General features: G+C 58.2%; 10 protein-coding genes. 9 read left to right on the top strand and 1 reads right to left on the bottom strand.

The annotated features are described in order from the left end of the window. From IGS51_RS16405 to IGS51_RS16385, 5 genes are all read left to right on the top strand, one after another. Positions 1-2,022 (top strand): sigma 54-interacting transcriptional regulator (locus tag IGS51_RS16405; RefSeq protein ID WP_297079866.1); only part of this gene is annotated, 2,022 nt, incomplete at its 5' end. Between the two features lie 580 nt (positions 2,023-2,602). Continuing rightward, positions 2,603-3,616: an ABC transporter ATP-binding protein gene (locus IGS51_RS16400; protein WP_297079864.1), complete on the top strand. Its 1,014-nt coding sequence runs from the start codon at positions 2,603-2,605 to the stop codon at positions 3,614-3,616. Then, positions 3,617-4,417, top strand: coding sequence for an ABC transporter permease (locus IGS51_RS16395; protein WP_297079862.1), 801 nt, complete (start codon positions 3,617-3,619; stop codon positions 4,415-4,417). Positions 4,418-4,496: 79 nt separating this feature from the next. Beyond that, positions 4,497-6,086 carry a Gldg family protein gene (locus tag IGS51_RS16390; RefSeq protein WP_297079861.1) on the top strand — a complete coding sequence of 530 codons (1,590 nt, stop codon included), beginning with the start codon at positions 4,497-4,499 and terminating at the stop codon, positions 6,084-6,086. Between the two features lie 176 nt (positions 6,087-6,262). After that, the gene (locus IGS51_RS16385) at positions 6,263-6,844 is read left to right on the top strand and encodes a DUF4340 domain-containing protein (protein WP_297079859.1); all 582 of its coding nucleotides are present in this window, start codon (positions 6,263-6,265) and stop codon (positions 6,842-6,844) included. 159 nt (positions 6,845-7,003) lie between these two features. Here the strand turns inward: IGS51_RS16385 and yidD are convergent, their stop codons facing one another. Beyond that, complete coding sequence (gene yidD / locus IGS51_RS16380) at positions 7,004-7,225, bottom strand: membrane protein insertion efficiency factor YidD (RefSeq protein WP_205370053.1); 222 nt, start codon at positions 7,223-7,225, stop codon at positions 7,004-7,006. A gap of 349 nt (positions 7,226-7,574) precedes the next feature. Here yidD and IGS51_RS16375 point away from each other — a divergent pair, with 349 nt between their 5' ends. The 4 genes from IGS51_RS16375 to IGS51_RS16360 form a co-directional block, all read left to right on the top strand. Beyond that, positions 7,575-8,276 (top strand): Uma2 family endonuclease, encoded by a 702-nt coding sequence (locus IGS51_RS16375; protein ID WP_297079857.1) that lies wholly within the window; start codon positions 7,575-7,577, stop codon positions 8,274-8,276. A gap of 116 nt (positions 8,277-8,392) precedes the next feature. Further along, positions 8,393-8,668, top strand: coding sequence for an ATP-binding protein (locus IGS51_RS16370; protein ID WP_297079855.1), 276 nt, complete (start codon positions 8,393-8,395; stop codon positions 8,666-8,668). 56 nt (positions 8,669-8,724) lie between these two features. Further along, positions 8,725-9,405, top strand: a complete 681-nt coding sequence (locus IGS51_RS16365; protein WP_297079853.1) for a hypothetical protein — start codon at positions 8,725-8,727, stop codon at positions 9,403-9,405. Further along, the coding region (locus IGS51_RS16360) for a tetratricopeptide repeat protein (RefSeq protein WP_297079851.1) at positions 9,402-10,462 on the top strand (1,061 nt) is incomplete at its 3' end. The genes IGS51_RS16365 and IGS51_RS16360, both read left to right, overlap by 4 nt.

Raw genomic sequence — 10,462 nt, 5'->3', positions numbered from 1 at the left:
GCGGGCGATCGCCGTCCGGTCCTCATCTTTGGCGAGCCGGGGCTGGGCAAGGACAACGCGGCCGCCCTGATCCACTTTGGCAGTGGCGATCGCAAGCAGCCCATGATCAAGCTCAACGGCGATATGCTGCAACCTAGCGGTGCAGACCTGTTTGGCCGGGTGAATGGCAAGCCCGGTTTACTGAGCTGGTTAGGCAACGGCACGCTGCTAATCAACAACGTGCAGGACGTGCCCAAGGCGCTCCAGCCTAGGCTGGCGGAACTGCTGGAAACGGGAACCTACCGTCCTGTCGCCCGCGAAGGCGATCCAGAACCAGAGCCGCGTCAGTCGGGTGCGCGAATGATCTTCACCTCAGAGCGATCGCTCCCCGAACTCGATCGCCTCGTCGGTCACGCCATCAAAGTGCCGCCCCTGCGCGTGCGAAAGGCCGACCTCGAAACCCAGGTGAATTACTACATTAGCCTCTACTGTTCCTCGCGCGGACTGGCCCGTCCCACCCTTGCACCAGAGGCGCTGCGGCGGCTCCAGGGCTACGACTTTCCCGGCAACCTGACGGAGCTAGAGGGCATGGTCGGCCGCGCCATCATCCAGTCCAGCGGTGCGCCCGTGCTAACGGAAGAGGTGTTTTGGGCAACAGGCAGCAAGACCCGCCGCTTTCGGGTCAACCTGCTCAACTCCTATCCCAAGCTGCGCCAGTTTCTCCGCAGCCCGTGGTGGCCCGACCGGATAAACTACGGCTTCACGGTCTGGTTTTTTCCGCTGGTGATTGCAGTTCTCTGGCTGGGCCCGCAGACCCGCGACCAAAACTTTGCGCTGAATTTCTTTTGGGCCTGGTGGTGGCCGCTGGTGCTGATTGGCTTCCCGTTTGTGGGGCGGCTGTGGTGCGCGGTGTGCCCGTTTATGATCTACGGCGAAATTTCGCAAAAAGTCTCAACCAGCGTGTTGGGTCGCAAGCTGCTGCCCTGGTCGCGTCCAGAAGCAGAAAAATGGGGCGGCTGGTTCCTGTTTGGGCTATTTGCGCTGATTTTGCTCTGGGAAGAACTGTGGCATCTGGAGAACACAGCCTATCTCTCTGCCTGCCTGCTGCTGCTGATTACCGCCGGAGCCGTGATTTTCTCGTTCCTGTTTGAGCGGCGCTTCTGGTGTCGCTATCTCTGCCCCATCGGCGGCATGAACGGCCTGTTTGCCAAGCTGTCGATGATTGAACTGCGGGCGCAGCAAGGGATCTGTTCCGCCAGTTGCACGACCTACCAGTGCTATAAGGGCGGGCCCCAAAAGGGCGAAGGACAGGAAACCGGCGGCTGCCCAATTTATTCGCACCCGGCGCAGCTCCAGGACAACCGCGACTGCGTGCTGTGTATGACCTGCCTGAAGGCCTGTCCGCACCGCTCGGTAGAACTCAACCTGCGACCCCCCGGCATTGAACTTTGGACTACCCACAAGCCCACGCGGCCGGAGGTGTGCCTGCTGTTTTTGCTGGCGGGGGCGGTGGTGCTGCATCGGCTGCCGACAATTTTGACGCGGTTGGGGTTTGGCGACAGCGATCTGCTGGCCACGCTGCTGCAATACGATGCGGCTCCGCTCGGCCCCTTTGCGCTTCATGCCGGACTGGCGGCGATCGCGCTGGTGCTGCCGGGGGCGATCGCCCTCCTCTGCCACAGCCTGATCGAGCGCATCACCCCCAAGCCCAAGCCCTTCATCGAACTGGCCTACGGCTATCTGCCCCTGGTGCTGGGCTGCAACCTGGCACACTACCTGCATCTGGGACTGACCGAAGCCGGCCGCATCGTGCCCGTTACCCTCGCCACCTTTGGACTGAGCGGCGCAGGGATGCCCGTCGTCGTGGCCCATCCCGCCGTGATTGCGTTTCTACAGGGCGTGACGCTGCTCAGCACCCTCACCCTCAGCATTTTCCTGACGCAAAAAATTGCCCGCCAGCCCTTGCAAAATCTGCTGCCACAGCACGTCGGTCTAGGGGCGATCGCCCTCCTCGTCTGGTGGAGCGTGGTCGGTCAACGCTGAACCAAGAATGGCGCTGAGGGCCGAGCTAGGGGTCGAGCTAGAGGTCAGACATTGGAACCTGAGCCGCAAAGCATCAGTCGCAAAGCATGAGCCGCAAAGCATCAGCCGCAGTGAATCAGTCGCACGCAAAGCATGAGCCGCAAAGCATCAGCCGCAGTGAATCAGTCGCAAAGCATGAGCCGCAGTGAATGAGTCGCAGTAAATCAGCCGCAGTGAATCAGTCGCAGTAAATCAGCCACAGTAAATCAGTCGCAAGACAAGAACTTCGAGGCGCTGTCACACGCTTGACACATCTCCGTCAGATCGAAAATTCGCAATGTTGGCTACAATTTGCCGTTGTTGGGAGTGGAGAGAGCAAAGATTGGGAATGTTGCTCCGGAGCGCTTTCGATCCTCCAAGGTCGATTCTCGATTTTGGACTTGCGATTTTGGATTGCTCGCCAAGCGTTTTCATGGACTCCAGCAATTGCATTCGTCGCGCCCCTCAGGAAGTCGCTCTTCCCTAAACCTCAGAAAACTTCCCAAACCCCGCTTGTTCCCTCGCGCCAAAACGACCTAACCCTTCATCCTGCCCGCCCCTCATGATTACCGTCGAACACCTCAGCAAAGTCTACGGCTCCACCCCTGCGATTACCGATGTGACGTTTTCGGTGGAGCCAGGAGAAATTTTGGGCTTTTTGGGGCCAAATGGGGCAGGCAAGACAACGACGATGCGGATTTTAACCGGGTACTTGCCCGCCACCAGCGGCACTGCCACCGTAGCCGGGTTCGACGTGCATGAGGACTCGATGGCCGTGCGGCAGCGGATTGGCTATTTGCCAGAAACGCCGCCCCTCTATCCCGACATGACGGTGGAAGGGTTTCTGCATTTTGTGGCGCGGCTGAAGGGCGTGGCAGCGGGCGATCGCCCCCAGCGCGTCCAGTCCTCTCTAGAGCGCTGCAACCTAGTGGAACGGCGAGACACCCTGATTCGCAAGCTGTCTAAGGGCTTTCGGCAGCGGGTCGGCATTGCCCAGGCGATCGTCCACGACCCACCCGTCATCGTGCTGGACGAACCGACCGTCGGCCTCGACCCGCGCCAAATCATCGACGTGCGGAACCTGATCAAAAGTCTGGCCGGCGACCACACCATCATTCTTTCGACCCACATTCTGCCGGAAGTCAGCATGACCTGTAGCCGCGTCGCCATCATCAACCGCGGCCGCGTCGTCGCCACCAACACACCCGATCGCCTGATGGAAGACCTGTCGGGCGGTGCGGGCTATGAGCTAGAAGTGGAGGGCGAACTGCTGGTGGCTCAGGAGCGGCTGCAATACCTCGCAGGCGTAAAGTCCGTCACCGCACTAACCGTCGAAGGGCTGCCGCCCCACCGCTACAAACTGCGTGTCATCTCCAATCCAGGAACCGACCCCGGCCGCGACATTGCCGCCACGGTCATCGGTGCAGGGCTGGGGCTGTATGAAATGCGGCGGGTGCAGGCCGACCTAGAGCAGGTGTTTCTGGAACTCACCATGGCCGACGCGCCCGCCGACCCCGGCCCCAGTCTTTCCAATGAACCCCAAAACCAGTCCCCATCCGAGGAGGAAGCAGCCTAGATGCGCGTCATTTTGAGCAACATTCTGGCAATTTATCGGCGAGAACTCCAGAGCTACTTTGCCTCCCCCTTTGCCTATGCGATCGCCGCCGTGTTTTGGCTGCTGAGCGGCTTCTTCTTCGTGGTCATTCTGTTTGGCCCAGAGGGATTGCTTGCCGCCGTTGCCCAGCGCGACCAGGCCGGCATCACCGACCCACCCGTAGACGTGCCCTACCAGTTCCTGAACGTGTTTCTGGGGCTGCTGGGTTCCCTGGCGCTGTTCTTGCTGCCGATGCTGTCGATGGGACTCTATTCCGAAGAGCGCAAGCGCGGCACGCTGGAACTGCTGGCCACCTCGCCCATTACCAACTGGGCCGTCGCCGTCGGCAAACTGCTGGGCGTGCTGACTTTCTTCATCACCATGCTGCTGCCCATCTTGCTGTATGAAAGCACCCTGTTTGCCGCATCGAACCCCGCCGCCAACCTGAACGTGCTGCTGATGGGGCATCTGGGACTGATTCTGATGGCCGCCGCCGTGCTGTCCCTGGGCATGTTCATCTCCTCCCTCACCGACAGCACCATCCTCGCCGCCGTGCTGACCTTTGGGCTGATGCTGCTGCTCTGGGTCACCGACCTAATCGCCAACGGGGTCGGCGGCCCCACCGGAGAGGCGATCGCCCACCTCTCGCTAATCAAACACTACAACGACCTCAGCCGAGGCATCTTCAACACCAGCAGCCTCGTCCTCTACCTCAGCTACATCCTGCTGGGCATCTTCCTCACCGCCCAATCCATCGAAGCCCTCCGATTCCAGCGTTCCTAACCCGCGTTCCCAAAAACACCCCTCTTCGTTCTTCCCTTTTCCCTCTTCGTTCTTCGCTCTTCGTTCTTTTCTCTTCCCCATGAAACCCCTCCGTCCCTACCTCAAACTCAAACACCTAATCTGGCCCGGCCTGTTCCTGATTCTCATGGGGCTAACGGCAGGTCTGGTGGCAGGAACCTGGGGCCCCATACCCGCTGGGCTGCTGAGCGCGGGCATTGGGCTATTAGTGGTGTGGCTGGGGTCTCAGGCCAGCGGATTTCAGGGACTATGGGGCAAACGCTCGACCCAGGCGGGCACGAATGCGGTGCTGGCAACGCTGGCGGTGCTGGCTATTTTCCTGCTCACAAACTTTTTGGCGACGCGCTACAACACGCGCCTAGACCTGACGGAGAATCGCCTGTTTACCCTTGCGCCCCAGTCGCAGGAGGTGGTGAAGTCGCTGGAAGATCCCGTCAAAGTGTGGATCTTTGACCTGGCGCCGAATCCTGCCGATCGCGATCTGCTGGAAAACTATCGCCGCCAAAATCCTGACGGGTTCGCCTATGAATATGTCGATCCGCAGGTGCAGCCCGGACTTGCCGAGCGCTTTGGCGTGCAGAACTTTGGCGAAGTGTATGTAGAGAAGGGCGATTCGCGAAGCGATGCCTCCGGGAATCGCCGCCAGTTGGTGCAGACCATCAGCCCCTCCCAGCGCCTCTCGGAGCGACGGCTGACCACTGCGCTGGTGAAGATTACGAGCGATCGCCAGACCAAGGTCTACTTCCTGCAAGGGCACGGCGAGCGGGAACTGAACCCCGGTCAAGGCGGGCTGTCCCAGGCCCTCACCAGCCTAACGGACGAAACCTTTCAGGCAGAACCGCTGAACCTGGCAAACACCGCCGAAATTCCCGCCGACGCTGCGGTGATTGTGGTGGCTGGCCCCCAGCGGCCGCTTTTGGCAGAAGAAATCACTCGCCTCAAAGACTTTCAGACCCGCAAGGGCGGACTGCTGCTGCTGGTCGATCCCCAGGCTAATCCTGAACTGGACGATTTGCTGGAAGGCTGGGGCGTTGCCCTTAGCGATCGCATCCTAGTAGACCCTGCCGCCGGCCGCGATGGCGCAGTCACTATCATCACGGAATATGGCCCGCACCCCATCACCGACGGACTCAACAACGGCATCACCTTCTTTCCTCTGGCGCGGCCGCTGGAACTGGGCGAAGTCGAGGGCGTAGAGATGACTCCACTGCTGTTTACCAATGCCCGCACCCAGGCCCAGCAAATCGGCGAAGACGGCCAGCTCCAGCTTGACCCCCAAGCGCCAGAGGGCAATCTCGTTCTGGGCGCTGCCTTCAGCCGTCGCCTGTCAAACGCGCCCACCCCCAGCCCCTCGCCCGACGCAGAGGAGCCGCCTGTTCAGGACGAAGTGCGAATGGTGGCGATCGGCAACTCCACGTTTGCCACCAACGGCCTGATCGACCAGCAGTTGAACCGCGACCTCTTCCTCAACGCCATTGGCTGGCTCAGCCAAGAAGCCGACCCCACCTTCTCCGTCCGCGCTGCCGAACCCACCAATCGCCGCGTGCTGTTCTCTCCCTCCCAGCAAATTGCGCTGATTCTTGCCTCGCTGGTCTTTTTGCCGCTGGCGGGGCTGGCGCTGGCGGTGGGCGTGTGGTGGCGACGGCGCTAATCGGGGTTCGGCGGATACCTGAGACCCTTGCATCAGACCCTTGCACCAGAAACTTGCACTAGACCCTTGCACCAGACCCTTGCACCAGACTCCTTGCACCAGAAACTTGCACTAGACTTTGCACCGATTCCCCCACCCTCTAGCCCTCCAATCCCTCGCTATCGTTACTCTGCGCTATGAAACTCAAGCCCGCTACTTTCTGGCTCCTCTTTGCCGCGCTGATCTTGGGCAGCGTCAGCCTGTGGTCGTTGCAGCAGCCTCCACGCACCGAAGAGGCAGGACAGACCACTCCGCAAAAGCTGTTTGCAATAGAGGAAAGCCAGATCCAGTCGCTGACCGTGAAAAAGCCTAATGAAACGCTGCTCTTTGAAAAAGACGAAAATGGCGTGTGGCAAATGAAACAGCCCCAGCAGGGCGTAGCCAACGATGCCGCCGTTGCGTTTTTGGCAAACCTACTGGCGACCGGGATGAGCGATCGCACTTTTTCCATTCCCCCGGCTGACCTCGCCACCTACGGACTCGACCAGCCCCCCACCACCATCGAATTCACCGCCAACGGCAAACCCCACACCCTCGCCCTCGGCAACAAAAACTTTAACCAGAGCGCCATCTACGCCCTGATTGACGCACCGGAAAATCCGCAAAACCTCACCGTTTCCCTCGTCTCGCTCGACTTTGAAACCGCCGTGGGGCGATCGCCCGATGCGTGGCTCCAGGCGACTCCTGCTGTTTCACCCAGCCCGTCGCCAGCGGAGTGATGGGGAAGAGGGAAGAGGGAAGAACGAAGAACGAAGAACGAAGAGGGAAGAATAAAGAGGGAAGAACGAAAAAAGGAAGAGGGAAGAGGGTTTAGGACAGGTTTGGGAGATGCCTAAGAATTTTCGTTTTTCGTTCTTCATTCTTCTTTTTTCCATTTGTCACTTTTCCTCCGTCGGCACGGGGTCATAGCCGCCTTCGCTCCAGGGGTGGCAGCGGGCGATGCGCTTTGCCGTTAGCCAGCCGCCTTTGATGGAGCCGTAGCGGGCGATCGCCTCTAGTCCGTATTGCGAGCAGGTGGGCTGAAAGCGGCAGCTTGGCGGAAACAGCGGCGAGATTAGGATGCGGTAGGAGTGGATTAGTCCGAGCAGGAGGACTTTCATGGCGATGGAACTGCTATCCAGTCAAGAGAAAACCAGTCAGGAGCAGGGGAGTCGTTCTCTGCTCCGAAAAGCTGAGGGTATACACTAAGCATAAATAAAGGTATTCACAAGCGGCTGGGCGCATCTCAGTTATGCAAGTATGCAAGCTTGCCCTCATCCCCCAGCCCCTTCTCCCAAAAAGGGAGAAGGGGAGCCGGATTGGAAGTCCCTCTCCCGCTTTAGGAGAGGGATTTAGGGTGAGGGTTACAAAAGTGAGATACACCCCAAGCGGCTTCAAGGCTTGGGACTTTGGATACAGGACTTTGAATCCAAGACGTTGGATGACCCAATCGATTCGGCGTACTTTGCAATGACTATCTCCGCCTCTCCCCAATCCGCCATTCCTCCAGAAGACTTGGCAGCCCTGGCAGAAGAGCTAGACATCAGCCTGCCCCCCACCGATTTATGGAGCGACGAACCCCCCTTGGAATCTGACTTTCATCGCGACCAGATTGACCTGCTGATTCGCCTGCTGAAGCGCTATTGGGCCGACCGCACCGATTTCTACGTCACGGGCAACCTGACCATCTACTACAGCGAGGACAAGATCACCACTCGCGACTTTCGAGGGCCCGACTTTTTTGTGGTGCTGGACACGGAGCTAAAAGAGCGCAAAAGCTGGGTGGTGTGGGCGGAGGATGGCAAATACCCCAACGTGATTGTAGAAATCCTCTCCAAAAGCACTGCCGCCGTCGATAAGGGCGCAAAAAAGGAGCTTTACCAAAACACATTCCGCACGCCCGAATACTTTTGGCTCGACCCCAACACGCTCGAACTGTCCGGCTTTCGGCTGATCGGCGGAACCTACCAGCCCATCGAACCCACAGACGGCAAGCTCTGGAGTGAGCAACTGGGGCTATACTTGGGCATTGCTCACCAGCGGTTGCGCTTTTTCACGCCGGATGGAGCGCTGATCCTGTCGGCAGAAGAGGCAGAGGAGCAGGAACGCCAGCGGGCAGAGCGTCTGGCAGCAAAGCTGCGGGAATTGGGGATTGACCCGTCGCAGGTTTAATTCGATTCATAGATCCTCTACGATTCAAAGCAGATTCATCGCACAGGGTTGGTGGTGGGGTGGTTTTGGGTTTTATTTTGGATTTCGGGTCTTGGGTTGAGTGAGATTTAGGAGTTATGTCGGGCGATCGCCTTGCCAAGTTTCAGGAAGCTTACCGCAATCTAGATCTGCTGCCGCTGCTAGATCAGCGAGAGCTAGATCGGTTTCGCGTCAGCTATGGTGAAGAAGTTCTGGAAGAGTTGCAGCAACCAATCGAAGACGACGACACGCGCAGCGGCAAGACAATCTTCTCCGGACATCGCGGCTGCGGTAAATCGACACTGCTGGCAGAGTTTGGGCGGCGCTGCGAAAAGAATGGCTTTTTTGTGGTGTTCTTTAAATTTCGGAACTGATTGCCCGGATCAACATCATTACCGCTGAGATCCAGACCGCTACTCGAAAACAAGTTTTGGTAATTATTGATGATCTAGACAAGCTAGATCTGGGTGATGTCGAGAAAATCTTCAAAAACCACATTAAGGCGCTATTCCAGCCTGCATTTCGGATTATCTACATAATTCCCGTTTCGTCGCTGCGAGATTCTGCGCTCAGAGCCGTGCTGGTTACAGAGTCGAACGATCAAATTGTGGTGATGCCTGTGAGCAAGCTGTTTGCGCGGGGCGATCGCCGCCTACCTGATGCCCAGCCCATTGCCGCAAATGTGCAGCCGCTCTGTGACATCCTGCATCGACGGATTTCTGACGAACTGCTGCCGCCTGAAATCGCCACGCAAATTGTGTTCTATAGCGGCGGCGTGTTGCGAGAGCTGATTCGCCTGTCGAACATTTGCTGTCGGCTGTGCCTGCGGCGGGTGCGCCGCCAACCCGACGAAGCAACTGTTATTGATGCAGAGATTTTGAAGGAGGCTGTGCAAGACCTGCGGCTGGACTTTGAAACCACCCTCAGCAAAGCGGACTACGATATTCTCAAAACCACCTATGAACGGCTCCAGCCCGACGACCCCAAAGCTCAGGCATTCCTTGACCTGCTGCACGGGCTGCATGTGCTGGAATACCGCAACGCCGAGATCTGGTATGACCTGCACCCAATTGTCATCGACCTGCTGAAGCTGAAAGGGCAACTCTCATGACTGCCTCCCCAGCGCATGACCTAGAAACACAAAACCAGAACGCTTACGATGACCTGCTGACTGCGATTGAAGCCAGCGAGGGGCAGCTTAGCTTGCTAATTTCGGTGTGCGATGACTCCCAACTGCGCGAAGCCCTCATTGCTCGATACGAACGCGACCTTGCACCAGAGGTAAAAGCCTACCGACTGGTGCTGGATAAAGACGAACCCAGCCTTAGGGCCGCTATCTATACTGCTGTGCAGAACGACGAATACCTCAAGCAGGGGGGCCGAGCCGTGCTAACGCTGACCGGAGCCGAGCAGCTTTCCTTTTTGAGCCAGAGCGACGAACTCTCCGAGCAAGACCGATTTTTTGGCTATTTGCAATGGACACGCGAGGCCCTGCGCGACTTCCGCTTTCCTATCGTGATCTGGGTAACGTATCAAATTCTGGGGCATCTCAGCCGCAAATCGCCGGATTTTTGGAGCTGGCGAAAAGGCGTGTTTCGCTTTGTTTCCCGCAAAACCATCACCGTCCCTGCTCGAGAGTTGGAACCGTTCCGCACTTTTGGCCTAGATCTGCCCAAACTGGACGACGACGCGCTGCTGCCCCTGGAAGATCTGAAAGCTTTGTTGCAAAACGTAGAGCAACAAAACCCGGCCGATCCGCTGTTAGGCACGCTCTATGCCCAACTGGGACGCATCTATGCCAGGCGCTTAGAAACGGGTGAAGCGCTGGATTATCCCGCAGAGCTAGCTCAGGCAATTGAATATTTTGAAAGAGCGATCGCCCTTCAAGAAAAAAATGAGCAGTCCATAGACCTGGCCGCCAGTTTGAACAATTTGGCGGGGTTGTATCAGTCCATGGGACGCTACAGCGAAGTAGAACCCTTGTATGGGCGATCGCTCGCCATCCGAGAAGCGCAGTTGGGCAAAGACCATCCCGACACCGCCACCAGTTTGAACAATTTGGCGGGGTTGTATCAGTCCATGGGACGCTACAGCGAAGCAGAACCCTTGTATTTGAGGGCGCTGTCGATTGTGGTCAGCCAGTTGGGGCAAGACCATCCCAGCTCGCA

This window comes from Thermoleptolyngbya sp. M55_K2018_002 (assembly GCF_015295965.1).
GTDB lineage: Bacteria > Cyanobacteriota > Cyanobacteriia > Elainellales > Elainellaceae > Thermoleptolyngbya > Thermoleptolyngbya sichuanensis.
The sequence above is the reverse complement of the archived record's forward strand: the minus strand, read 5'-3'. Positions and strand labels throughout refer to the sequence as shown.

Coding starts and splice junctions, on each gene's coding strand:
- IGS51_RS16370 (WP_297079855.1), top strand. CDS start 8,393: ATGTCGGGCGATCGCCTTGCCAAGTTTCAGGAAGCTTACCGCAATCTA.
- IGS51_RS16385 (WP_297079859.1), top strand. CDS start 6,263: ATGAAACTCAAGCCCGCTACTTTCTGGCTCCTCTTTGCCGCGCTGATC.
- IGS51_RS16400 (WP_297079864.1), top strand. CDS start 2,603: ATGATTACCGTCGAACACCTCAGCAAAGTCTACGGCTCCACCCCTGCG.
- yidD (WP_205370053.1), bottom strand. CDS start 7,225: ATGAAAGTCCTCCTGCTCGGACTAATCCACTCCTACCGCATCCTAATC.
- IGS51_RS16395 (WP_297079862.1), top strand. CDS start 3,617: ATGCGCGTCATTTTGAGCAACATTCTGGCAATTTATCGGCGAGAACTC.
- IGS51_RS16390 (WP_297079861.1), top strand. CDS start 4,497: ATGAAACCCCTCCGTCCCTACCTCAAACTCAAACACCTAATCTGGCCC.
- IGS51_RS16375 (WP_297079857.1), top strand. CDS start 7,575: ATGACTATCTCCGCCTCTCCCCAATCCGCCATTCCTCCAGAAGACTTG.